The sequence below is a fragment of the Pseudoalteromonas sp. C2R02 genome (genome assembly GCF_018860845.1).
Taxonomy (GTDB): Bacteria; Pseudomonadota; Gammaproteobacteria; order Enterobacterales; family Alteromonadaceae; genus Pseudoalteromonas.
On the sequence record NZ_JAHKQC010000018.1, the window covers coordinates 42061 to 64485 of the forward strand.

General features: G+C 37.0%; 27 protein-coding genes. 26 read left to right on the forward strand and 1 reads right to left on the reverse strand.

From position 1 onward, the window contains the following. From KO527_RS05320 to KO527_RS05380, 13 genes are all read left to right on the forward strand, one after another. Entirely contained in the window at positions 1 to 573 is a 573-nt protein-coding gene (locus tag KO527_RS05320) for a hypothetical protein (protein WP_252733454.1), read from the forward strand. After that, a complete protein-coding gene (locus KO527_RS05325; protein WP_216039323.1) occupies positions 573 to 1241 on the forward strand; it encodes a hypothetical protein in 669 nt (222 codons plus the stop codon). Before KO527_RS05320 ends, KO527_RS05325 begins: the two co-directional genes overlap by 1 nt. Before the next feature lie 200 nt (positions 1242 to 1441). Then, positions 1442 to 2122, forward strand: a complete 681-nt coding sequence (locus KO527_RS05330; protein ID WP_216039324.1) for a hypothetical protein — start codon at positions 1442 to 1444, stop codon at positions 2120 to 2122. Next, positions 2112 to 2414 carry a hypothetical protein gene (locus tag KO527_RS05335; RefSeq protein WP_216039325.1) on the forward strand — a complete coding sequence of 101 codons (303 nt, stop codon included), beginning with the start codon at positions 2112 to 2114 and terminating at the stop codon, positions 2412 to 2414. The genes KO527_RS05330 and KO527_RS05335 overlap by 11 nt, the downstream gene beginning before the upstream one ends. Continuing rightward, the gene (locus tag KO527_RS05340) at positions 2414 to 3634 is read left to right on the forward strand and encodes a hypothetical protein (RefSeq protein ID WP_216039326.1); all 1221 of its coding nucleotides are present in this window, start codon (positions 2414 to 2416) and stop codon (positions 3632 to 3634) included. The genes KO527_RS05335 and KO527_RS05340 overlap by 1 nt, the downstream gene beginning before the upstream one ends. After that, positions 3631 to 4149: a hypothetical protein gene (locus tag KO527_RS05345; RefSeq protein ID WP_216039327.1), complete on the forward strand. Its 519-nt coding sequence runs from the start codon at positions 3631 to 3633 to the stop codon at positions 4147 to 4149. Before KO527_RS05340 ends, KO527_RS05345 begins: the two co-directional genes overlap by 4 nt. Positions 4150 to 4171: 22 nt before the next feature. Next, complete coding sequence (locus tag KO527_RS05350) at positions 4172 to 4936, forward strand: hypothetical protein (protein ID WP_216039328.1); 765 nt, start codon at positions 4172 to 4174, stop codon at positions 4934 to 4936. Continuing rightward, complete coding sequence (locus KO527_RS05355) at positions 4933 to 5904, forward strand: hypothetical protein (protein WP_216039329.1); 972 nt, start codon at positions 4933 to 4935, stop codon at positions 5902 to 5904. The genes KO527_RS05350 and KO527_RS05355 overlap by 4 nt, the downstream gene beginning before the upstream one ends. Next, entirely contained in the window at positions 5891 to 6769 is an 879-nt protein-coding gene (locus KO527_RS05360; protein WP_216039330.1) for a phage baseplate assembly protein V, read from the forward strand. Before KO527_RS05355 ends, KO527_RS05360 begins: the two co-directional genes overlap by 14 nt. After that, positions 6769 to 7329: a hypothetical protein gene (locus tag KO527_RS05365; RefSeq protein ID WP_216039331.1), complete on the forward strand. Its 561-nt coding sequence runs from the start codon at positions 6769 to 6771 to the stop codon at positions 7327 to 7329. The genes KO527_RS05360 and KO527_RS05365 overlap by 1 nt, the downstream gene beginning before the upstream one ends. 39 nt (positions 7330 to 7368) lie before the next feature. Further along, positions 7369 to 7872 (forward strand): hypothetical protein, encoded by a 504-nt coding sequence (locus KO527_RS05370; RefSeq protein ID WP_216039332.1) that lies wholly within the window; start codon positions 7369 to 7371, stop codon positions 7870 to 7872. 2 nt (positions 7873 to 7874) lie between these two features. Then, positions 7875 to 8036 carry a hypothetical protein gene (locus KO527_RS05375; RefSeq protein ID WP_216039333.1) on the forward strand — a complete coding sequence of 54 codons (162 nt, stop codon included), beginning with the start codon at positions 7875 to 7877 and terminating at the stop codon, positions 8034 to 8036. A gap of 12 nt (positions 8037 to 8048) precedes the next feature. Continuing rightward, positions 8049 to 8558 carry a hypothetical protein gene (locus KO527_RS05380; RefSeq protein WP_216039334.1) on the forward strand — a complete coding sequence of 170 codons (510 nt, stop codon included), beginning with the start codon at positions 8049 to 8051 and terminating at the stop codon, positions 8556 to 8558. A gap of 42 nt (positions 8559 to 8600) precedes the next feature. Here the strand turns inward: KO527_RS05380 and KO527_RS05385 are convergent, their stop codons facing one another. Further along, the gene (locus KO527_RS05385; RefSeq protein ID WP_216039335.1) at positions 8601 to 8852 is read right to left on the reverse strand and encodes a hypothetical protein; all 252 of its coding nucleotides are present in this window, start codon (positions 8850 to 8852) and stop codon (positions 8601 to 8603) included. A gap of 288 nt (positions 8853 to 9140) precedes the next feature. Between KO527_RS05385 and KO527_RS05390 the strand changes: the two genes are divergently transcribed. The 13 genes from KO527_RS05390 (at position 9141) to KO527_RS05450 (ending at position 22334) form a co-directional block, all read left to right on the forward strand. Then, positions 9141 to 10811, forward strand: coding sequence for a hypothetical protein (locus KO527_RS05390; protein WP_216039336.1), 1671 nt, complete (start codon positions 9141 to 9143; stop codon positions 10809 to 10811). A gap of 75 nt (positions 10812 to 10886) precedes the next feature. Then, positions 10887 to 11381 carry a hypothetical protein gene (locus KO527_RS05395; protein WP_216039337.1) on the forward strand — a complete coding sequence of 165 codons (495 nt, stop codon included), beginning with the start codon at positions 10887 to 10889 and terminating at the stop codon, positions 11379 to 11381. After that, complete coding sequence (locus tag KO527_RS05400) at positions 11381 to 12937, forward strand: hypothetical protein (RefSeq protein ID WP_216039338.1); 1557 nt, start codon at positions 11381 to 11383, stop codon at positions 12935 to 12937. Before KO527_RS05395 ends, KO527_RS05400 begins: the two co-directional genes overlap by 1 nt. A 59-nt stretch (positions 12938 to 12996) precedes the next feature. Next, on the forward strand, positions 12997 to 13677 hold the full coding sequence (locus tag KO527_RS05405; RefSeq protein WP_216039339.1) for a hypothetical protein: 681 nt from the start codon (positions 12997 to 12999) through the stop codon (positions 13675 to 13677). Position 13678: 1 nt separating this feature from the next. After that, complete coding sequence (locus tag KO527_RS05410; protein ID WP_216039340.1) at positions 13679 to 14269, forward strand: hypothetical protein; 591 nt, start codon at positions 13679 to 13681, stop codon at positions 14267 to 14269. A 9-nt stretch (positions 14270 to 14278) separates the two neighbouring features. Continuing rightward, positions 14279 to 14782: a hypothetical protein gene (locus tag KO527_RS05415; protein ID WP_216039341.1), complete on the forward strand. Its 504-nt coding sequence runs from the start codon at positions 14279 to 14281 to the stop codon at positions 14780 to 14782. Between the two features lie 37 nt (positions 14783 to 14819). Beyond that, a complete protein-coding gene (locus tag KO527_RS05420; protein ID WP_216039342.1) occupies positions 14820 to 15401 on the forward strand; it encodes a hypothetical protein in 582 nt (193 codons plus the stop codon). Further along, complete coding sequence (locus tag KO527_RS05425) at positions 15401 to 15901, forward strand: hypothetical protein (protein ID WP_216039343.1); 501 nt, start codon at positions 15401 to 15403, stop codon at positions 15899 to 15901. The genes KO527_RS05420 and KO527_RS05425 overlap by 1 nt, the downstream gene beginning before the upstream one ends. A gap of 3 nt (positions 15902 to 15904) precedes the next feature. Further along, a complete protein-coding gene (locus tag KO527_RS05430) occupies positions 15905 to 16702 on the forward strand; it encodes a hypothetical protein (protein ID WP_216039344.1) in 798 nt (265 codons plus the stop codon). A 132-nt stretch (positions 16703 to 16834) separates the two neighbouring features. Further along, on the forward strand, positions 16835 to 19756 hold the full coding sequence (locus KO527_RS05435) for a hypothetical protein (RefSeq protein ID WP_216039345.1): 2922 nt from the start codon (positions 16835 to 16837) through the stop codon (positions 19754 to 19756). Continuing rightward, positions 19756 to 20094 (forward strand): hypothetical protein, encoded by a 339-nt coding sequence (locus KO527_RS05440; protein ID WP_216039346.1) that lies wholly within the window; start codon positions 19756 to 19758, stop codon positions 20092 to 20094. Before KO527_RS05435 ends, KO527_RS05440 begins: the two co-directional genes overlap by 1 nt. 16 nt (positions 20095 to 20110) lie before the next feature. Continuing rightward, a complete protein-coding gene (locus KO527_RS05445; protein WP_216039347.1) occupies positions 20111 to 21511 on the forward strand; it encodes a hypothetical protein in 1401 nt (466 codons plus the stop codon). Further along, entirely contained in the window at positions 21504 to 22334 is an 831-nt protein-coding gene (locus KO527_RS05450) for a hypothetical protein (RefSeq protein WP_216039348.1), read from the forward strand. Before KO527_RS05445 ends, KO527_RS05450 begins: the two co-directional genes overlap by 8 nt. Positions 22335 to 22425: the final 91 nt, after the last annotated feature.

Consider the following 22425-nt stretch of genomic DNA (forward strand, 5'->3'; position numbering starts at 1 on the left):
ATGGGAATGTCAGTAACTAAGTCTCAAGCGGAGTTGTATCAAGTTAGATCGGGAAAAGGGAGTTGCGCTTGGGGTGATATTACTTTGGTATGCGGCAAACAATCAGTTTCAGTGATGGCAACAAGTGACTATGGTAGCTTTGATTATTATTGGTCGCATTGTGGTGGAGAGCCTAAAGACTTTTTATGTGGTTTAGATTTTCAATACACAATGAAAAAATTAACCAATGGTAAATTGTACGTTGCTAATCCTGATGGTTATATAAAAGAAATCAAAGAGAACATTATAAATTCTAGGCGCTGTGAAACCTTATCCAGAAAAGAGGCCAGAACAGCTTGGCGTGAAATGTTGGAGCATCAAGAAGAATATCCCGAAGGTGACTTATTTTATAAAGGGCTTGTTGATCATGATTTATTTGAAAAAGTATTTGGAGATTATGAGTGCTTACCAAGTTCAACAACTGAGTGTTGTCATGCCGTGGATTTTTGGAAAGATATTTGGACTCCGTTTATAGAGTCATTACGTGCAGAATTAAAAGAAAGTGCCAGTAATAAATCATTGGAGGCTAAATAATGTCGATACTAACGCCTAATGTAGTTAAAGAACGATTTTTAAAAGATATTGAAAATCATAAAATGACTGTGATGCAAGATAATGGTTTATACCGACACTTAAACTTTTCTAAAGGTTCTATTAACCAGCACTTTAATTTAATTACTTACCCTGATCATCTTGTTATTAGCGGTGATATGGGGACTTTTATATTTAAACGTACAGAAGATATGTTTAAATTCTTTAGAAGTGATGAATTAGGCATTAATACCGGCTATTGGGATGAAAAGTTACAAGCCATTTCCAGATGGGCCGGATTAAAAGAGTTTGATCAAGAACTGGTAGAAGAGTCCATTAAAAATCGAGTAAACGATATTTGCGCAAATATAGAAGAGTATTTCTTTGACTATAAAGGCGATGAATATAAAACATGTAAAGAGTTTGAAGAGGCATTTAGACAAGAAGTATCAAGTCACTTTGAATATAAAGATTTAGACCAGCACAGGCACACTTCAGAGATAGAAGATTTTGAATCATTTATTATTGCTGATCTAGATTTTACAGATGCATGGGAGTGGTTTAATAGTGAGAAATACACAATTCAATACTTATGGTGTTGCTTTGCAATTGTTTGGGGTATTCAACAATACGATAAGCATTTAAAGAGTTCTGACAAAAAGAAGCAATAGATTAAAAACAAAACAGTTGCATACTAACAAATAAGGCGTATATTGATAATTGTTTCATGTTACAAGGCTAAGTTCCCAACGAAGCTCCTAAATTGCAAATATAGCGCAGAAACCTAACCGATTGGACGAGTCGGTTAGGTTTTTTTTTGCTTTCGATCTAACATCTACATACTAATAAATTAACCAGTTGATATTTTGGTATGCAAGATAAGAAAATATTATGTATTTCTACCGTTGGTAATATGCCTTGCGCTATTACTGCTGCATGGCGCGACCAAAAACTTACCATCTTTAAAAAAGACTTCTTTTCAACTTCAGCTGAAGATAATCAAACTAAATTAACTGAGTTAATAACTGATCGTGCAAAAAAAGGTTTCACGATATTCATTGAAGAGCGCTTTAAAACAATAAAATGTCGTGGTGCATATCATGTAAATCTCACTGATGCAGACAAGTTAGCAAAAACCCAAGTGGTAAACGTGGCTATGACAAATTACATAGCCATGACGCAATCTAATATGATTGCTTTTTCTGAAGCTGTGCCTAAGTTCGCCATTGCACAATCAAACATTGACGAAAAGATAGATGATAGCGGCAAAATAACCTATTCACTCGATTGGTCAGCAATCAAAGCAGATCATAGGGCATTGTTATTAGTTATCTATGCTGTTGTCAGTAACGATCCTACTCAGTCAGTTGTATTGAAAGGCATCTTCAGCGCCTTAAATAAAACAAAAGAAAAACTATCACCCGTAACTACACGAATAAACAACCTCAAGTCAAATGATGCTAAACGCGCACAGGCTCTTATAGATAAATCTCCATGCTTACCTATCAATAGCACCAAAGGCGTTCCAGAGGGGTTTACACTTGTCGAATAAACTATCTCGATTATCAGATGAAAACATAGCCGATCCTATTTTACGTGGTGTGATGTATCGCAAGTTACTAGCACTTAAAAAAGATGACTGGATGGATTACGTTATTAAGGTTGATGAAGAATTTAGACCTGATTTAGTATCGCACCGCATTTATGGTACGCCTAGTTGCCGTTGGTTAGTCATGCTGGTGGCTGGTAACTCAGATGAACTAGATCCATTACCTGTTGCTACTAAGTTGTTATTTCCACCAGCTAACATCATTAGACAAACCATTATTCAGGCTGGTAAGTAATGCCTGAACAAGTTTCTAGGTTATCGCCTAATCGGATTGAAACTGAAGAGTTGAACGCTCGGCAGTTTAACGCTGCATTTAATAAAATTAATAATGCACTGAGTAAAACTAGAACAAAGCAATCTAAAAGATCGCTCACACCAGCACGTTTAAAAGGTAAATCTAAAGCTGATTTAATTAAGTTAGGTCACAAGTCTGATGGTACGCCATTTACCAGAGAAGATTTACTTGTATTCGATAAGCAAAAAAAAGCGCTAGGTGAAAAGTTTAACTCAGGTGAAAAAGGTATTCCTGTTGCGCAAGTGATCAGCGCTTCACGTTCTATTGATATAAAACGTGCTAACAATACCGTTGACGATAATACAGGCGTTACAACTGCTTCTATTGTTGGTATGAAGTCAGATGTATTGATAGGTCGTGTTAAAGCGTCAGCTGCATCTAAATATACAGATCATAGAGTGCAAATTAGGCTTGAAAGTTATGTTGAACACATGACTGAAGCCGAACCGACACAAAAAGGCTATATCAACGCTGCTAAAAAGGCCATGAATGGCAATATCTCTTTTGATTGTGATTGTGGTAGGCATCAATATTGGTATCGCTATCTAGCGACTATAGGCGGCTTTGCTTTATCACCTAAAGAGTTTGCCTTTCCTAAAATTAAAAATCCTCGCGGTCACGGTGTCGCTTGTAAGCATGTATTACTCACAATCAATAAAATGCAGTCAGTTTCATGGTTGCGCTTAGTTGCTAGTGAAATGTCAAAGTCTGCGCGTAAAGATGGTTTTGGTGATGATCCTAAAACATCAAATGTTATTTTCGATGATGCTGAAATAGAAAAGTCTCTTAAATCAAATCGTAGAGGAAAAATAGATCAGGCCAAATATAAAGAAGCATACGACAAGCACTTAAAAACCCAAAAGAAAATGGCTAAACGTGCCAGTACCGACAAACAGCGCATAGCTGAACTTGAATCATTACTTTTACGTGCCAGAAAAGAAAACGCCAAGTTATACATGGCGCAAACCGCAGCTACTTCACCAAAAAAACCAAAAGCCAAGCAGCAAAAACCTAAAAAACCAAACATGGAAGAGAAGCTAAAAGGCTTTATGAGTAACGCTAAAGATTTAGGCGTGAGTAAAGATAATGCATTAGCTGCATTTGCCAAAAAGCACAAAACAACAATAGAGAAACTTAAATCTATGCAGGCCAAAAAATGACAATTAGAAATAAGTTAAAAAATCATACTAAACACAATGAATTAATGGCAATGGTTTGGAATAAATCCATTGAAAAAGATCCTAATGGTTACGATGGTATCTTGTGGCCTGTCATTACTGCAACGGCTGCGCCTGTTGTTGACTCTCCTTATGAGGAAGATGTTGCTATCTCTATTGATGAAGTAGAAAACGAAACTGAATTAGGTGAGCCAGAGTTAATTGTGCTGGTGGATTTTCCTAATAAAGTAAGTGGCCTCGATGTTGATGCCAGCGGTGATGAATTTACAGGCGAGTTTGAAGAACCAATAGCCGTAAAGATAAATAAGATAGCCATACCCGAAGGGAGTGTTGTTATGTTTAAGGTTGAAACTGGCGCGAATGAAAGTAAACCTCAGTATTATGCAGTACAGGCCGTAAGAGGTATTGGTAGCCAAGCAATGACAAATATTTATTATTTATTACCGTTTAGTGGTGATTTTGATTTATTATCCGATTCAATCTTACTAACAAATTAACCGTAACTACAAAGGCGTTATAGTGGAAATAAAAAACGGAACAAGAGAAACAACCTGTTTGCTTGATGTTGATAGTGCTTTTGGTAAGTGGCTTGCTAATGCTTTTGTCGGTTCAATTGTTAGTGATGGCGATAGAAAGCAAAACAAAGATACGGTTAAGTTTTTAAGTGATAATCCACAAGGTAAAATCTTTAGATTTGATGATGAAGGTACGCCATTAAAGTTTAAACAGCGCCTAGCTAAGTTATCTAAAGAAAAAGGTTTTGATGCTACATTGCCAGCGGTTTATTACTCTCGCGCTGATACTGTTGATGTAGCTGATTTAAGCAGCTTTACACCTTTTGAAAGTGAATACTATGAGTCTGAAGATAAGCAATTTGAAGTAACAATATTTGATGATAAAGCGGCCTTTTCTTATCGTGTGATGATTTGTGCATGGGATAAGTACACGTTAGATAACTTAATGCTCTTAGTTCGCACTTACTTTAGACAAGTATTGATGTTTAAAGATGCCAACGAAAAAATAAAAAGTAACTTATTAGAATGCTTTCCTATTTCAAGCTCTTTTACAGCTAAAACGCAGATCATGAATATTGATGTTGAATTAAAAGTTGAAATAGATTCAATCGGATCTGAAATGCTAAGTGATGCCTCTTTACCTTTAAAAGAGCAGCGACTACTCGCAAAGGAAATTGAAATTAGAGTGATAACAGATGTTAAAACAGCATATTGCATTCAAAGTGTTGATATGAAAGCTGAACTATTACCGCATGAGTTGATATTATGAGTCAAACCTTAGTTAAGCGTATTACATGTGATGGTGAGCCGTTAGAAATGGCTTTAATGATAGATTGCGCTTATATAGAAACAATAAACCTAGATGGTGCAATGCTTATTTTGCACTTCAATGATGAAGCTGCTTATATTCGGGATGATGGCGGTGTGAAAGCGGGATCTATTTTAGAAGTTGAGTTTGATGATTTAGTTAATGAATCTTTCACAGAGTCATTTGAAGTTATGATGACACCAGCGACCAAAGATAACGCCATAGAAATAAACTGTATTCAAAAGCATGTAGCAATAGCCAAAAAGCCAGCGCAGCAACCGATATTCTTTGTTGATAAATCTATCAGTGACATAGTGCAAGTTTTATTACCTGAAGCTGGTGGCTATGAGATAGATAGTTTTGCGGGTGTATTTACTTATCATTTAAATACAGGCAATTCCCCTTCTAAGTTATTACGTAAAATAGCTAAAGATTTAGGCGCATGTATTTATATGAATCGCGGCATTGTTTACATGAAAAAGATGAAAGCAATTGATGAAACCAGTCCGACTATTACTTTAGAATACAAAAATCCTTCAGCTGAAAAGCAAATGACAGACATATCACCTTTTGATGTATCTAAACTCTACGCTAGAAAACTCGGTAAAGCGCATTTCTCTTGGTCTATGACACAAGGCTTAATATCTGATGAAAGCGCGCAAGGTGCGCCTGTATTTACACCTAGCCGCACACAAGCACAATTAAAAAACTTACCTTTTAGCTTTTTGCCTGTGATGAACTTTTCAACTTTTGGTGATTTAAATATTTTGCCATCTAAAAAACTTGAATTGATATTCCATAGAGCGCAAACAGAAAATGTAATTGATGAAAGCTTACCTGATATTGCCACTGTCACTAGAACAACGCATTTTCAAATAGGTTTAAATTATTTGTGTGAAGTGGAGGTGTCACTTTATGAACAATATTAATGATGTAGTACAGCCAAAAGGTTTGTTGCTCGGTGAATATCGCGCTGTTGTTGTCTCAGTTGATGATCCTGATCAGTTAATGCGTGTTCAAATAAGATTACTTAATTTTTGGGATGCTTTATCAGATAGCGACCTGCCTTGGGCTGAATATAAATTACCAATTGGTGCAAGTATCAATCAAGGTGGATTTGAACCTTGTTCAGTAGAAGATCTGGTATGGGTTGATTTTATTGGTGGTGATAGTCGTTGCCCTCGAATTACGGGTTCATGCCATTATGCGCCTGATAACATTCCTAACATGCCACATGAAGCTTTTGAAGGTGAAAGCAAGCATGAACACATAAGGCTTGATGATGAGCCACAAGTGCCACCAGCGCAGTATCATAAAACCGTTGTGTATAGTCGCTTTGGTGTATTAATCGAAATTTCTGAAGATGGTAGTTATCGACTAACACATAAAGAATCAGGCACTAACTTTGAATTTACAGCTGATGGTGATGCAGTACACCACACTGAAGGGAATACTTTTAAAAGTGGCACTGGCAATGTAAACGAAAAGTTTTTAGGTAATCAATTAATAGAAGTTGGCGGTACTTCAAATACAACGATAACAGGTGTGCATAATAAAGAGTTAAAAGACCTATCAACTGAAGTATACAGAAAACATAAAACGATTAATGCTGATAAAGATTGGTCATTAAACGTAAGCGGCAAAGTTAATATAAATGTCACGGGTAATGCTTCTATTACAGCTGAAAAAATAGAATTGAATGGTGGTTCAGGTGTTGTGACTAAGGATTCTACTTGCGCTTATACTGGCGCGCCTCACTCTCATTGTTCAAGCACTGTTACGGCTGGTATGTAATGGCTTTATCATCAAGTGCAGTAGCGGCACAAGCAATGTCAAATATTAGTGGGTTTGATTTTAATAATCCACACAATAAATCAAAAGAATTTATAGAAGCAGCAGCAAAGGGCGCTGTTGAGGTTTTGCAAAGTGATGGTTTAGTAATTGTTAACTCTCATGCTGGTGGCTCTTATGGTGTAACAGGCGTTACACAATCTTCTATAGAGAGTAAAATCAAGGGCTACATGTCTAGTTTTACATTCACAGGCGCGCATTCTAAAGCAGGAACACAACCTAAAGCCGTTGCAAAAGCCGTTGCAGATGTTGTTACCAGCAAAGCAAAGGTGAACGTGCCTACTGACAGTAGCGGTACTTTTCCTATTTTATATGTGACAGCTGGTGATATTAAATCAGGTATAGAGTCAGTGTATATTGCAGAAGGATTTAAATTAGGCAATGAATATTGCCAAAGCAGCAAGGTTATAGATGCTTTATCTACAGCGCTTGCAGATGCGATAACTAACGGTGCTAAAGTTGCCGTAAATGGCGTGGCTGGTGGTTCTTTTCGCATAGTTTAATACTAACAAATAAACCGTTTATCTATTATAGAGGTAAAGATGAATACAGATGAAAGCTTAGGCTACGGCCTAGTCAGTGAAGCGCACTTGGATATGATCCTTGATGATGTATGTAACACACTTGGCAATGGCGGCAATAACAATGCCTCGATTGCTGGTAAAGAGGTTGTTGCACAAGAAACTTTGTTAGGCACTTATCCAGATAGCAGTGTTTACGGTCAAGGTGCTGGATTATTCCAGTTTGATGAAATTGGCTTTGATGATGTAGTCGCAAGAGTGCGAGAAAAAGACTATTTAAAAGTTTTAAACAAATACCGCATTGATATTAAAAAAGTAAAGTTAAGAGACTTAGATTTTAATCCGTTAACATCTGCTATTTTTTGGCGTTTAAAGTATTTAAAAATTACTGCGTCTATTCCAAAAACTTTAGAAGGACGCGCACAGTATTGGAAAGATCATCATAATTCTGAAGCTGGCGCGGGTGAGCCTGAAGAATATATCAATAATGCTAATAGATTAATTTACAACAAAGAGGCTGCTTAATAGTGAGTTTAGAATCAGAAACGCTGGCGTTTTATCAGCGTAAAGCAGAAGAAAAGCGTCAGCAGTGGCAAGCTGCATTAGATAATGGTGAGAGTGATAAAGCTGAACAGCTATTAGCAGAGTTCAGCTCTTACCAAAACCAAGTTGATATAATGACAATTTAGCAAAGGTGATTAATGGAATGGTTAACAAGTTTATTTGATGTTGGTCTTGGTGCTACTGGTATTGGCGGTGTTGTTACTGGTGCAATTGGTGGCGCTGTTGGTGTGGTTACTAAGTATTATCAAGAGAAACAACGCCAAGAGTTTGAAGTTAAGCGATGGGCTAATGAAAAAGAGTTGTTGATGATCAACATAGAGGCTGATTCACAAAAAGAAAAAGCCTTGTCATTATTTAACTCTTTAAAAGAAGATGCCAATCTATCTAAAAATGCCTCGCCTTGGGCTAATAGCATCAAGGTGATTTATAGGCCATTCCTAACAACCTTATTAATCTTTTTATCTGCTTATATGTTTTCATCTATTATGAGCGGTTTAACAGAGGGTAATGCGCTATCGACTGTATTTACGAATAGTGAGTTAAAAGAGTTAATACGTTATATGGTTATCTCAGTGTTTTTCACTACGACTACAGCCGCAAGCTGGTGGTTCTGTGAAAGAGCGTTAACGCCTAGTTTTGCTAAATAATAAACTTGCAAATAATACGTGTAACATTCGTTACACGTACTTTTAGTTAAGTCCAATTACGTTAAATGATTTTGCTTTTGTTTTCACAACAAAATTTTCTAAGTAATCTAGTCTTACCCATGTTTTAGGTTCACCAGTTCTTGCTTTTCTGATCATAAAAACATGATCTTTATTTTGGCTTACACCAAACAAAACAAAATGTTTGTTATCTATTTTTCTTGCCACAACTTCATCTATACCACCCGTTGCAACTAATCGTTTAAATTCACCTGTGCCTATATATTTCTTTTCCATTTATAAATGCTCGTTTTGTTATGTATTAAACAATGGTTTGTATCATATTGCTTTGATTCTACCAGTAAATACAAATACTAACAAAAATAAGAAAATAAAAACAAAAATAAGCTACAAGGCTTGATTGGTATGGGTTTAAAGTGCTTTTTAATTATAATTGTATTATATAAACACCTGTTTTATATGCGTTTTTTATTTTGGTTAAATTACTCTCAAGATTAAACTAACTGAGAAGAGGCTTTTTATTGCCTTTCGATTACTACTAACAAATTAACGGAATGGTATAAAATGACTAAAAACCCTGAAAAATTTCAAAAGCGAGTGGTAGATATAGCCGTTCGCGCTGGCGCGATGGCTAAAGCGGTTGTTACTCCGCAATTCGATAAAGATTCTCAATTCATTCAAGATCCAGCTCAACGTGTAAAGGGTGTTGCTGCGGCATTAACTGGCGGTGCATTAATGCTGGCGAGTTCAGGTGTTTCAGCAAGTAATCACATTACACCTGAAGAAGCTGTATTAATCGCACCTATTTGGGCGCAATCAGTTCAAGATTATGAAGCCGTATTTGGTCAGTCTCCAAGTGAAGAAATGTTCGCCTCTGCTCATCAAGTAGTAGAAAACATTTTAAAGGCTGATACATCTGCTCCAACTGCAACTCAAGCAGGCATGATGTTAGCATCTGCGGTTAGTACATCTAAAACAGATGGTATATTAGAACGCGCGCGTGTTATCGCTATGGTATTGCCTGTATTTTTACGTTGTGCAACAAATGATGCCGTAACACTTATCCCTGCGGGTAAAGATGTAGCTGAAATCTTTCGTGTCCATACCATTGCTGGTACAACTTCAGGTGAGCTAACTAAAGGTGAAGTTATTGCGGAAGGCACAGTAAAGCAATTCTCACAACAGCGTCAGCGTTATGAGTTTGTTGCAGCACAACAACCAGATGGCACGAAAAAAGACTTTACCTTTACTTCTGTAACAGATTTACCATCTAAAAAAGCGCATAAAATAAAACTTGATACATCTAAAATTCTTGTAAACAGAAAGCCTGTAGCAAAAGAAATTGGTGGACAATTTATTGGTATAGCAGATGTTGGTGGAACGAATGTTACATTTACGTGTTCGGTTGATCACGATACAGGTGTATTCACTGTTAATACAGGTGCAGAAACGCTTGCTGATGGTGTTAAATTACATGTTATTTTTGAAATTGACATTGAAAACGCAGCTGAATTAATTCCTAAAATTCAACATAAAATGTCATCTGTTGAAGTTCGCCCGTTTGAAGTTGCTATGGGATCAGAGTTAAGTATTCAAGCAATGCATAAAATGCAACGTGAACATGGTGTTGACTCTTTAGCAATGTTAGTTAGCACTATGACTAACTTAGTATCGTATGAAACTGATACGCGCAGATTGTTAGATATGACATTCTACGCAAGCGCAGCAAATGAAGCATTTAATAAATACACAGCACCTAACGCTTACTTTAAAGAAGTGTATGAACAATTCGGTGAATATGTTTCAGGCGTTTCAAAAGCAATGCTTGCTGCTAATAAAAAGTCTGGTATTAAAGTTGGTTACGCTGGATCGAACGCTTCAACTTTCATTCAAGCACTACCTAGTAACTTATTCACTCCAAATCCAAGCTACGTGCAATCTCCGCAACTTAATTTCTTAGGTACGTTACGTGGTGGCATTCGCATTTATGAAGTGCCGTTTGCACTGCCTGATTTAACTACAGATCAAATTCTTTGGTGTGGTAAAGGTCAAAATCATGGCGATGCTGGTTATATTGCTGGTACTGCTATCCCTGTGATCATGCATAACCATGAAACACAAACAGACCTTATTAAGCGTAATACGCTTTGGGGTTCAGAATATGGTGAGCTTCATCCTGATAATGGTGAAGCTTACTTCATCAAATCAACAATCGTAGATACAGCGCCAGTTTAACCATTGGCATTTAAATCTAGTTACACGATAAACCTAATCTAAAAGCCTTGAAAAAGGCTTTTATTGGAGAATTTGATGAAAGAAGAAAATAAACAAAGTGAAAAGCTTAACTTTCTTGTTGTGAATCGCTCAGGTTCAGCAATGAAAGTTGGTGATTTTCAACTGTTAAAGTTTGGCGAACAGCCAAAAGAAGGTCAGCCACTTAATGCAACTCAAAAGAAAGCTGACTTTATAAAAGCGCATTTTGACGCTGCACAAATAAACACTGTTTTTAATTTAGTTGATCTTGAAGCTGAAGCCGAAAAAGAAGCCGAGCGTCTAGCTAAAGAAGAAGCCGAGCGTTTAGCTAAAGAAGAAGCTGAAAAAGAGCGTCTAGCTAAAGAAGAAGCTGAAAAAGAGCGTCTAGCTAAAGAAGAAGCTGAAAAAGAGCGTCTAGCTAAAGAAGAAGCTGAAAAAGAGCGTCTAGCTAAAGAAGAAGCTGAAAAAGAGCGTCTAGCTAAAGAAGAAGCTGAAAAAGCATCTAAATCAGCGGCTAAAAAAAACACTCAAAAAAATAAGGACGTTAAATAATGAAAATTAATTCTTCATTGTCTCTCGTAGCGCAAACTGTTATTTCAGCAATTAATTCTGATGCAACATTATCTGCCACAAGTTTAGGTGCTACTAATGCTTTTGGTGCTGTTGTTGTATCACCAAAAGGCGCGCCTTTTAAAGTTTTACCAGTGAATCAAGATAACTGGAAAGCAACTTTAGGTAAGCCATACCATCCAAGTGCAGGTACAAAAGCAGATTGTTTACGCCAGCTAGGTGAGTCAGTTTCAGCGTCTAATGGTTTTGTTGTTCGTGCTGTTGCAGCTGATGCCGCTTATCCGATTATTCATGCTCATAAATCTGGTGGATCTACTCCATTTTTTACTGGCACTGAAACAACCTATGGCAACACTGTTGCTACGCCTGCTGGTTCTTGGGCTACTTTCAATATTATTGATGGTGATTCAGCGCGTACTCGCAAGTTATCAGTTACGCCAAGCTCTGATGGTTCTAAAGATATATTAATAGAACTATTTGAAGATAATCCGACAACAGGTATTGATCAATTAATTAAAGATTGGACTGTAAACTTATCTTTTGATGCAGTAGACGATCTTGGTCAGCCTATTTACATTGAAACACCGATTAATAAGCATGAAGTATTAAGCGTTAAAGTTGATCCTGCTGCAATATTCTCTGAAGTCGAAGTGTTAGATAAAGCCGAGTTCACAAAAGCAAACGATGGCGGTGCTATTACTGCTGCGGATATGATTAAAGCGCTTGATTTACTTCATAATTCAACCCATTACCTGACTGCTTATGTGGCTATGGGTTTATATGAAGCAACATATCTTCAAAAATTAGCACAGTACAGTAACGAACGTCTTATTGATTGTTTTGCTGATGTATCACCATTGCTCACTTATGCAGCGGCACTCACTGAAGCCACCAGCTTAGGTATCAATAATTACCACGTAAGTATGCATCATTTTCCTGTTATCGCTGAAGATCCATATTACGGTGGTGAAGCTATTTGGGGCGTGTCTGGTGCTGTTTTTGCTGCAAAGGCAAAAGGCCGCAACATTACTACAGGTGGCACAATTGGTGTTCACTACAGTCCTGCTGGTGTTGACCTTGCAACATTACCAAGAGCAAATACACGCTTAATGGATGGTGTCGGTGTACCTGATTATAACGCGATGGTAACTGCTCGTTTAAATAAATTCAGTGCTAAAGGCGGTAACTTATTCATTGATGACTCATTAACCATGTGGTCAAGAAATGACAACTTACAATTGCAGCATGTAGGCGCTGTTGCTGATGAAATTAGCAAGCGTTTCTACCAAGGTTCTGATGATTTACGTCATAAACCAGATGGCACAACTGAGCGCGGCCTTAAAAAGCTACTGCAAAAAATTGGTGATGATTTTGTTGCTTCAGGCGCATTAGTTAAACCATCTGATCCTGCTAATGGCGATGCTGAATTTACTTATGAAGTTAAAAAAGCGTCCTTTGATACATGGTCTTGTCGTTGGTTCTTATCAATTACTGGCACAAATCGCATAACGATTGGTGAACCAATTCTCGTTGGTTAAGCAAACTAAGTAGTAACAAATTTATTGCAGTCTACACCAAGGCTGCATAAGGAATATAAATGAAAAAAAGTAATTTTAGCCGAGTGAGTATGTTAGCTAGTTGCATTGGTGTCGCTGTTGCTGATCCTGCAAAGGCCGCACCTGAAGAGCCTAAAGACCTTATGCTTGCTTCAGCTGGTGGTGATGACATTAGCTCAGTTGATGACTTTGCCGTTAAAGGCTTTCGCGCACAAGCAATGGCTGCAACGCTTGAGTTTTTAAAAGACGATGACGTTAACAGTTATGAAGGTTTTGAAGCGTTAGCAATTGGTATTGCGGATCTTGATGAATCTGGTGAAGTTGATGATGATGAAAAATCATTCTTCAATGACATTTTAGGCTTTATGGCTGATTCATTGGTTGTGTTAGGTGCTGATCCTAAAGCGGTATCAGACTTTATAGCTAATGAAGATGACGATGCAGCTGAAGAGTTTAAATTCAAACTGTCAGAAGAAGCCAGTAACGATCAAGATGCGTTAATTTCTAAGTTTATGTCAGCTGATGAAATGATGTTAGCGGCTACTGCTAAGGTTATTCGCAATGGCAAAGTGAAGTTAATTAAAAAGCCTTTAAAGAAAAGACGTATTAGCTCTGCTCAAAGAAACGCACTGAAAAAAGCGCGTAAAAAGGCGCATTCATCTGGTGCTAAACAAGCTCGTAAAAAGTCTCTACGCCTGCGAACTTCAAGAGGCATGAAGTAACGTGGAATCTTTCGGTGTAGGGGCTGATGCTGAAGTAAGTGATGCTTATAAAGTGTTTATAACTCAAGAAGTAGATGGTCGCTCTGTAACCGTTGTCGGTTATATAGGCGAGGGTTCTGCTACTGAGTTAACTGCTGCATGGGATAGTCCTTTCGCTGAAGATTCAGCTGGTGCAAGTTTTAGTAAAGCTGGTGGCGCTATTCAGTCCATTTCTCAAGATGAACAGGATGGCGGTTTAACCAGTGTATCTACTTGGAACTCACAACAAGTATGGTCTGGTAACTCTCCTATTTCACATAACTTTACTTTGTATTTGAAAGCTTATGCTGATGCAAATAGAGAGGTAGACCTTGCTATTAAAGAGTTAAAGAAAATGGCAAGTCCTGAACTCAATTCAAACATGATAGGCGGTAGAACACCGCAAGTTGTGACATTAAATATCGGTCGTCAGCGTATCTATCAAAACATTGTGATTGAAACAGTAGGCCATGAAGAAGATGCACCAAAAACACCAGATCGTTTTTTTACGAGAAATACAGTGACGCTTAGCTTACAAGCAAAAGGCGTAGTTAATAGAAGTCAAATTAGATAGAGGTACAAAATGGCAGATAGTACAGGTAAACCTAGTTTTTTGAAAAAAGCGATGTTAAAAAATCGCTCAATCGGTCAAACGCTTAAAGGTTATGAGTTTAAATTAACAATTGCTGAATTCCCTGATTTATCAGCGCACTTTAGAACGTCACAGTGGCCTGCAACAAAGCGTGAAATTGTAGATGATAATGGTTTTATGGGCGTATCTATGCCGAGCTATGGCGCACTAGATAATTCACCAGAAATTACAATTACTGCGGTAGAAAATATCGAAGGTAAAGTGATGGAAATGTTGCGTGATGTCATTGTGAACGGCAAAGAAGTCACAATAACAATGGAGGCAATGCCAGAATCAGCAGATGGCATTCCACCATCTGCATTAATCCGTGAAATGGAATACTGTTTATTAACCTCTGATGCTATTGATGCTTCAACTGAAGATACAACAACAACAGTTAAACCTAGTATCACAGTACGTTGTGGCTGGCTTAATGAAGATGATGTGAAAGCTTAAATTCCCTACTCCCTAAGACAAGGAAGTCTTATTTTAATTGCTCACTGCTTTTGAGGTTGATATGACACCAAATCAAGTTAAAGAAATGGCCTTGTCCAAGTTTCCTATTTTGTTATTTGATAATGCAGATACGATTAATGTCATTCTAAAAAGTGCATTAATGTTTTATCAAACGAAAGTAGCGGTAATAAAACAAGTTGAAATAAAAATAGATTTAGAAACAAAGCTTACAACTGCATTACCCAATGATTTTTTAAAAGGTGCAAAATTATCGGGCGTTGATGGCAATTGTTTTTCTATTTTCCCTAGCAATAATGTGTTGAAAGTAGATATAACTAAGCACTACAAGCCACCAGCGACATTAACGTACTTTGCAAATATCTGTGATGTTGATTTTGATACATATCAATTGCCACCAGAAATAATCACTAACTTACAAGATTACTTAGAAATCTTGATCCGCATTCCAAACAATGAACTAAAAAGCGCAATATCAGCGCAAAGTGAAATACTCGATCCGACTGTGCAAATCCATCAAGAGCTATTGCAAGAAAAAAAAGAGCTTGAGGCAAAAATGATTGCAGCTGCACCGCCTATTCCAATGACGAGTTTTTATTAATGGCTGATGCGACATTAGGCCGTAGAAAGCGCGGCTATCAAAAGCATAAAGCGCAGACTTATCAGCAACAGTGGGCGTTTAGGGTGGTTGTGCCTGATTCTACAATTGATTTTGACCTATTTGCCAAAGACATAACTTATGGCGCAGTTGAAATAGAAGGTGAAGCAAAAGTGATAGGCGGTGGTACGTACACTGAGCCAGTAAGTGCCGCACCAGTGATTTTAGGTGTCACTATCAGAGATAACGAATTAGAAGAGTTTGCTACGTGGTTTGATGCACAAGCCGCAAAAATAATAAATCCTAATGGCACAAAAAACTTACCTGTTAATTACTTATTTAACATTGAAGTTTATAGCATTTTAAAAAACGACACTGAAAAACTAAGGCATACATGGAAAGTGTATGCAGCAAGTCGCGGTGATCGCACTGAAAGCGTTGATGATCTTGGAACGTATGTTTCATATCCAGTCACGTTCCAACAATATTATTCACTAGGTTAAATTATGATCCCACAATTTACATTACCAAGTAATGATAAAAAACACATAGAGTTTAGTTCTCCAAATATTCAAATGGCGATTGATTACGCTGATTTAGTTGCTGATATGGAATGTGAAATAGCCACTGGTTATTTAGATAAACTCAATATTTCATTTGATATAAATGATAAAAACACTTCATCTGCTACTTGGACTGCACAAGATCGCATTGCAGCTTTATTATGGGTTTTCTATAACACCAATGAAGAACCTTTCTTCTCCACATCATACAAGTGCCAATGCGGTGAAACTCATCATGTTGAGTGTGATTGGGGGGATTTGTTAGAAGAATTTAGCCAAGGCAATTTAAACCAGACACAAGAAACACGTTTAACAGATTCTATTGTATATAAAGTTACGCCTTTTTATGGGTGGGCTGAACAGCACCTTGAAATGATGCGGTTAGATTTAACTGAAGAGCAAGAGAAAGGTATTTTAGCTGATATAAAAGTTATGCGCGTATTGCTGCAAATTGAATTCAAAGGAGCTGACAACTCCACTTTTGAAAGTCGTATTGAAAACGCTGTAAAAATGAAATCAACATTATCATTAGCTGAATTTAAAGTGCTGACTGAAAAAGTAAATGAGTACAACACTTTAAATCCTCACGGCCTCAATTCAATTGTAAGCGAATTAGGCGAGGTGACGCTGTTAACACCTCCAATTGATTGCGCTAACAAAGAGAAGGAGGCAGGAGAGGTCGAACCAACACGATTACGCCTGCATTTTCGGGGCAACGACTACTTGCCAAAAGTTAACTGAAAAAGATTGGTTGACCATAGTTAAAAACCTCACGATTTGGGGCGGTCAGCCAGTAGATGCAATTTTGCAGTGTAAGCAGCAAATAGCACTCATTTTAAATACTGAATTAACAGAAAAGCACAAGGTTAAAAAATGACAAAAGAGCTTGAAACATCTGAAGTGACTGAAGCTAAACCTATCAATGCAACTTCAATTGAAGCAGTTAAGCCAGTTGTGAGCGATGTTACTGTTAATAATTCAGTTGAACTCGCTGATGTGATCACCGCAATTGAAAAAACATCTACTAAAGAGTTAGGTGTTTTAGCATCAATTGAAAAATCACTCAGTAGAAAGGCTCTTGATGTTGAAAGTGCGGCAATACATAAACCATCAATACCAGTTCAAAATCTAGATAGTGTGAAACCATCTAAAACGATTGTTGCGACTGAACAATCAGCAGTCGCTAAAAACAGTATTCAAAAAACAGAAAGTATCAGCGCTGAAGCATCAAAATTAATCAGTAAGATTGAAAAGTCACAAGCAAGCAATGAAATATCAAGAAGCAATGAAGAAACTGTAAATGTTATTGCTCAATCTCAAAGCAAAAGCGTTTCAGATAGCAAAGTTAATGCTGTAGAAAAGAAAATAAGTACAATTACTGAAAATGCTGTCAGTACAAGTACAACAAACAATAAAGATAAATCTCAAGTAATTAAACAAAGCGCTAATGAATCAGTAGCAAGTAATAGCGTTAAGGAAACAAAGCAAACAAGCATTTCTGAAGCTGTAAACAGTAAGAGCATAGCAAGCTCTAAAACTGACAATTCGAGTACCATAGAAAGTATCGTAAAAGGCGATGATGGTCGCTATCGCAATGAAAACGGATCTTTTGCATCTAAAGCACAAATTAAAGAGTTTGAAAAATTAAATAAGCCTGACAGTGAAGATAAAGACAAAATAGCCGACTTAGAAAATAAATCTTTATTAGTAAAAATCAAAGATTCAATTATTGATAGCGCAAAATCAGACGATGGTGAAAGCTTAATTGGTAAGTCTGTTTTTGGTTCTGTTTACGATATAGCGCAAGAGGCTAAAGGTTTATACTCTGAAACTGTAGACTTAAAAGAAAAAACAGTTGAAGTTTTAACTAAAAACTCACAAAGCGATAGCGATAAAAAAATTGAATCTGAAGAATCTCAGGTAACTAATAGTAAAGATGTTGCCACTGGCACTAGCAGTGGTGCTAATGAAATTAAATCAACTGACACACAAGCCAGTTCAAGCGCTGAAGCGATTAAAGGCGTTTCAACTAATGTAAGTAATACTGAAGATAACAAATCGTCTAACGCGCGTTACACAGAAATCAACACGATTAACAGCGAGCCATTAAAAACAAATGTATCTAATGATTTAAATACAGTCTCAGTTGATATTAAGAGCGTTAATGAACAGCTTTTAACTGAATCTAAAGATCACACGGCATCACTGCGCGGTATTTTAGAGTCTACAAAATTTAGCGGTACAAATAATAGCAATATGAGTGTAAGCGATAAATTAAAATCGTTTTTCACAAAAGATAAAAACAGCGAAGTAAATAACGAGCAATTAAATACTGAAACAAATGAAAATGTCAAAAAAGAAACTAACCAAGATAGCAGTAAGTTTAGTATTCAAAGCATTAAAGAAAAAGCCTTTGCTTCAGTATCATCAAGAGTTCAGTCTGTAAAAGATAAGTATAGCGATGTAAAAACCAAGCTTACGCCTTTTAATGGTGCGTCTAATGATGAAGCTAAAGATAAAAAAACATCATTTATAGATCAGGCCAAAGAGAAAATATCATCATATTTTAAAAGTGATAGTTCGACTGTTAACAGCTCAACTAATAACAACCAAGTTTCAGATAATAAAACTGAATCTATCAGTGCAAATAAACAAGTTGAAAAACAATCTAAATCAGCTGTCAAAGGCAATACTCAAAATACAGGTAATGTAGAAGATCAAATACTCGCTGAAATACAAGGCCAATCAGATGTACTGTCCGATATTTTAGATGAAACCAAAGCTAATTCGGGTGGTGCTGGTGGCGGTAGTATCATTGATGATCTGTTAGGTGCTGGTGGCGGTGATTCAAAAGGCGGCAAAGGGAAAAAAGGCGCTAAAAAGCAAGGTCGCTTCAGTAAAACAATTGATAAGTTAAAATCTAAATCGCCAAGATTTGCTAAAGTTGCAAATGCAGGTGGTAATGTTGCTGCAAAGGTCAGTGGTGCAGGCGCAAAAGCGGCCTCTTTAGTTAGCAGTGCGGGTTCTGGCGCACTGAAGGTTGTGAGTAAGGTTGCTGCGCCTTTAACGGCTGTTTTGGCTGGTTATAGCAAGCATCAAGAATTAAAAAGTGACGATTCATTAACTGATACGCAAAAAAATACAATTACTGGTGCGACAGGTGGCGGTGCATTGGCTGGCGCAATGGGCGGTGCGGCTGCGGGGGCTGCTATTGGCTCAGTAGTGCCTTTGGTTGGCACTGCTATCGGTGGTTTGATAGGTGGCGCTTTAGGTGCATGGTTTGGCGCTGAAGGTGGTACGGTTGTCGGTGAAATGGTGGCCTCGCAACTAGACTCGCCTGAAGATATTGCAGCAAGTCAAAACACAGATAAAACAAAAGAGACTCAATCTTTATCTGAAAAACACAATGCTATAACTGCGAATAATGCTGAACTTGTAGAAATTAAGCAAACAGAAAAAGCATCATCTACAACAAATGCCATTGAAAGTAACATTGCCAGCACTCAAGCGCCTATTTCTGCAATATCACAACCAGCGGCATCACCAGTTCAGTCAATTGATGCGATGAAAGTAAAGCAGAATCAAAGCAGTAAGCAACAAGTTAATAAAAACACTTCTACAAGTAAAAACGCGGTATCTAATAAAGACACATCTGATACAAAACTTATTAAAGCAATAAATAATTTAACTAAAAAAGTAACGGCACAAGACAAAAACCCTAGCGCGGTACGTCCTAACGTCCCTTCGACCTTTGACGATACACACCTGAAAATGATCAGTTTGGATTTAGAATAATGAATGAAATAGATTACAACTTAGATGTAGAGGCTGATGGTGTTATTGCACACAAAGATTCTGAAGCGATCAGAAATGATATAGCCGAATGGATAGCAACGCCAGAAGGTGAAATTCACGGTATGCCGAGCTGGGGTAATTTGTTTGCTAATTATCGCCACCAGCCGCAAGGTTCGATATTAGAAGTCGCTTTAGAGTCGCATATTGTGACTAAATTACCAGAAGATGTACCAAGCGCCATTATTTCAGGTGTGAGATTTAAAAGTATCTCAATAGATAAGCTTAAAGTTTCAATTCTTACGCCTTACGGCATTGTTCACCAGCCAGTATCACTTTAATAACTAGGATCTAAAAATGAATAGTAATGATGTAAAACAAATATTTGAAGATAACCTAAAGGAACAAAGCTGGTGGGCTAGATTGTTTGGCTCTCAATTTTCAGTTGGTTTAATTAACTTTATGTCTCAAGTGATTTATCGTTGTATCTCTGTGATGCAAAGAGATTTAAATGAAGTGCATTTATCACAAGCAGTAAGAGCGCCAAGTATTCTAGCTGCTGCTGAAAATAAGGGTTATGTACGCGCTAAAATAACGCCATCTACAGGTACTTTAAGTGTAAATAATCCTACAGGTTCAACGGTGTTTATTCCTGCTAATACAGAATTAGAATCGCAAGCTGGTTTAACTTATGTCGTGGTTGAAGGTGTTAACATTGCATCATCAGAAACTAAACTAATAGCTATCAAACAATTAAAAAAGAAAAGGCTGTCTACCGTTGTTAGTGTTGAAGAAAACCATTTAGAAGTCGTGTTAAGTAAAGAAGATTCATCAAAAGTGAATTTAGTTGATGTTCACGTTGAAACAAATGAAGGATCAAGCCAGTGGAAACAATCATTTTTATTTCGGGGCGGTGATTCTAAAGCTAAAATTTACATGGAGTTTTACACTTCACAAGAAAAGTTAGGTGTCCGTTTTGGTAATGGCGTTGTCGGTAAACGTCCACCAGCAAATTCAACTGTGCATTTAGATTTATGGTTAACAGATGGTGAAACTGAATTAATTGAAGGTCAAAAGTTGTCTTTTGTTAATAATGCATTCGTACAATTAACGGCTACCACTTCAACCGCGATTGTAGGCGGTTTACCGCAAGAATCTATAGAAGATGTAAGGCAAGGTGCGTTATACGCTGCAAGCTACAATGAGGAAGTTGTGTGGGGTAATGATTACCGCACTTTTATACTTACTAAAATACCTCAATTGGATTGGTTGAGTGTTTGGGGTGAACAAGAACAGGAAAAAGAATCAGGCGCTTCAGTTTTAAATACCAATAAAATATTCATTTGTGCATTTAGCGATGTATTTACTAATGAGCAAATTGAAGAGCAAATAACGGCTTTGTTCAGCACAATTGATTTATTTAATTTAGAAATTCAATTTGTGCCAGTTAATTTTGTTTCAATACCTATTACGTTAAACGCATTAATAGAGCCAATAGGTTCTATCGCAGATTCAAAGGCCAGTATTATCAATTTAATAGATAATGAATATGGTAAGAACGCAGAAAATAGAACCGACTCAGAAGGAAAGGTAATAGAAATTAAGTCTAAAGACTTGTGGGTATTTATAGATCAAACCGAGTTATTTACAGATTTTGATTTGCAAGTGACCTTGCTTAGTGGTGCTAGAAACTTAGCTGATTATCGCTATATCGACACAGCAACATCAACTATAAATGTGAGTAGAGAAAATGTCTGATAATTGGATAATAAAACGTCTGAGTAAAATTAAACAGCAATCAGATGGTTGGTCGCAACTCTCAATTGCAATGCAAAGTACAATTGATACTCTGGCTGAGCCTTTAATCAATAGAATGAAAGGTATGCAGTCTCTTTTTACCGCTGATGATGTAGATATTAATATCGTAGAAAAAGAGTTAGGTGATTTTTTTAAAGTGTCAGGTGATTTAGCAGGTAAAGACAAAGCGCTGGCACTGCTTGTTAAGCGTGACGATATAAACCACAAAGAAACACTAAAGCCAGTCAAAGATATGTTTTTAAGAGAGTTTTCAGGTTTGAAAATAGAATGGGAGGCGCTTTACGCCAATGGCGACCTGTTAACGTATCCCTATGGCACAAGCTTAATTACACATAATCAGATCGTACAAGAAGGTTTAAACAAAGAAGAATATTTCTTAACGTCTAGGGGTAAAATTAGATTAAACGCGCATGATATTTTAGCTCAAGGTTACAGTTTGAGTGAGTTTTCACTTATTCTGCGCGATAAAGTGGATGCAATAAGACCAGTTCACATTGTTTATGATGGCGAAGAAATATTTTTACTTTATGAGCTTTTAGAACAACCAGACTTACACTTAATGTCTGTTAGAAATGTAAGACGTACTTTTCCAGCTATAGATGACAGTCATTTGTATAGCGCAAAGAGGTCTATAAATAGAAAATATAACGCTTTTACAAACAACGTGATTAAATATCAATATTTTAAAATGGATGAATTACCTTGTGATGTTTTTCCGACTGATACAAAACTAGAAATATATGGAGAAACTTACACTGTTTAATTATGATATTTACGTTTATTTGTTAGTATATTTAAAAACCAACAAATAAACGTGATTATGGCCTCTCAATTATACAAAGCGATTCTGTTAG

What these genes read in the sequence shown, in the direction of transcription:
- KO527_RS05330 (WP_216039324.1), top strand. Translation starts at nt 1,442, where the DNA reads ATGCAAGATAAGAAAATATTATGTATTTCTACCGTTGGTAATATGCCT.
- KO527_RS05340 (WP_216039326.1), top strand. Translation starts at nt 2,414, where the DNA reads ATGCCTGAACAAGTTTCTAGGTTATCGCCTAATCGGATTGAAACTGAA.
- KO527_RS05320 (WP_252733454.1), top strand. Translation starts at nt 1, where the DNA reads ATGGGAATGTCAGTAACTAAGTCTCAAGCGGAGTTGTATCAAGTTAGA.
- KO527_RS05380 (WP_216039334.1), top strand. Translation starts at nt 8,049, where the DNA reads ATGGAATGGTTAACAAGTTTATTTGATGTTGGTCTTGGTGCTACTGGT.
- KO527_RS05325 (WP_216039323.1), top strand. Translation starts at nt 573, where the DNA reads ATGTCGATACTAACGCCTAATGTAGTTAAAGAACGATTTTTAAAAGAT.
- KO527_RS05370 (WP_216039332.1), top strand. Translation starts at nt 7,369, where the DNA reads ATGAATACAGATGAAAGCTTAGGCTACGGCCTAGTCAGTGAAGCGCAC.
- KO527_RS05415 (WP_216039341.1), top strand. Translation starts at nt 14,279, where the DNA reads ATGGCAGATAGTACAGGTAAACCTAGTTTTTTGAAAAAAGCGATGTTA.
- KO527_RS05345 (WP_216039327.1), top strand. Translation starts at nt 3,631, where the DNA reads ATGACAATTAGAAATAAGTTAAAAAATCATACTAAACACAATGAATTA.
- KO527_RS05405 (WP_216039339.1), top strand. Translation starts at nt 12,997, where the DNA reads ATGAAAAAAAGTAATTTTAGCCGAGTGAGTATGTTAGCTAGTTGCATT.
- KO527_RS05425 (WP_216039343.1), top strand. Translation starts at nt 15,401, where the DNA reads ATGGCTGATGCGACATTAGGCCGTAGAAAGCGCGGCTATCAAAAGCAT.
- KO527_RS05440 (WP_216039346.1), top strand. Translation starts at nt 19,756, where the DNA reads ATGAATGAAATAGATTACAACTTAGATGTAGAGGCTGATGGTGTTATT.
- KO527_RS05400 (WP_216039338.1), top strand. Translation starts at nt 11,381, where the DNA reads ATGAAAATTAATTCTTCATTGTCTCTCGTAGCGCAAACTGTTATTTCA.
- KO527_RS05365 (WP_216039331.1), top strand. Translation starts at nt 6,769, where the DNA reads ATGGCTTTATCATCAAGTGCAGTAGCGGCACAAGCAATGTCAAATATT.
- KO527_RS05450 (WP_216039348.1), top strand. Translation starts at nt 21,504, where the DNA reads ATGTCTGATAATTGGATAATAAAACGTCTGAGTAAAATTAAACAGCAA.
- KO527_RS05395 (WP_216039337.1), top strand. Translation starts at nt 10,887, where the DNA reads ATGAAAGAAGAAAATAAACAAAGTGAAAAGCTTAACTTTCTTGTTGTG.
- KO527_RS05445 (WP_216039347.1), top strand. Translation starts at nt 20,111, where the DNA reads ATGAATAGTAATGATGTAAAACAAATATTTGAAGATAACCTAAAGGAA.
- KO527_RS05390 (WP_216039336.1), top strand. Translation starts at nt 9,141, where the DNA reads ATGACTAAAAACCCTGAAAAATTTCAAAAGCGAGTGGTAGATATAGCC.
- KO527_RS05360 (WP_216039330.1), top strand. Translation starts at nt 5,891, where the DNA reads ATGAACAATATTAATGATGTAGTACAGCCAAAAGGTTTGTTGCTCGGT.
- KO527_RS05385 (WP_216039335.1), bottom strand. Translation starts at nt 8,852, where the DNA reads ATGGAAAAGAAATATATAGGCACAGGTGAATTTAAACGATTAGTTGCA.
- KO527_RS05430 (WP_216039344.1), top strand. Translation starts at nt 15,905, where the DNA reads ATGATCCCACAATTTACATTACCAAGTAATGATAAAAAACACATAGAG.
- KO527_RS05435 (WP_216039345.1), top strand. Translation starts at nt 16,835, where the DNA reads ATGACAAAAGAGCTTGAAACATCTGAAGTGACTGAAGCTAAACCTATC.
- KO527_RS05355 (WP_216039329.1), top strand. Translation starts at nt 4,933, where the DNA reads ATGAGTCAAACCTTAGTTAAGCGTATTACATGTGATGGTGAGCCGTTA.